1 protein-coding gene is annotated in these 468 nt (G+C 32.5%); it reads right to left on the reverse strand.

What is annotated here, in order from left to right; genetic code table 11:
* Window positions 1–250: 250 nt before the first annotated feature.
* On the reverse strand, window positions 251–468 hold a 218-nt coding region (locus HR9077_RS22050; protein ID WP_210725999.1), incomplete at its 5' end, for a hypothetical protein.

The following is a 468-nucleotide window of genomic DNA, read 5'->3' on the forward strand; positions in this document are numbered from 1 at the left end:
AGATAGAGCTGCTACTGCGATTAGTTTTTTCATGTTCATAAATCCGTATATGATTATTCTTTATTTAGGGCAAATAAAGTTCGCGGAGGATATTAACAGATATACGTAAAAAATAACAAGGCTAGATATGAAATTATTATAGCGTAGGCGGTTTAGGGTCATTAATAGTTTTATATTTATATTTATATTTATATTTATATTAGTTATTAAACGACAAAGAGCGAACGGATTACTCTTTATTAGAATGCTTTTATTTAGCGGTTGTGAGCGCAGCGCCAGTTGCAGAAATAATAGCAATTTTCCAGTAGTTGCTAATTAAAACGGTGAAACACATACTGGCAAAACTACGTGTATAAATAGATGCATAAGAATGTTTTTTATAATCTGCAGGATATGGAATGAACCAATGAGGCCAGTTAAAGCCGCAGACACAACAATAGATAATGCCAATGTTGTACGCGTTTACAA

Source organism: Modicisalibacter radicis, assembly GCF_900961225.1.
GTDB lineage: Bacteria > Pseudomonadota > Gammaproteobacteria > Pseudomonadales > Halomonadaceae > Modicisalibacter.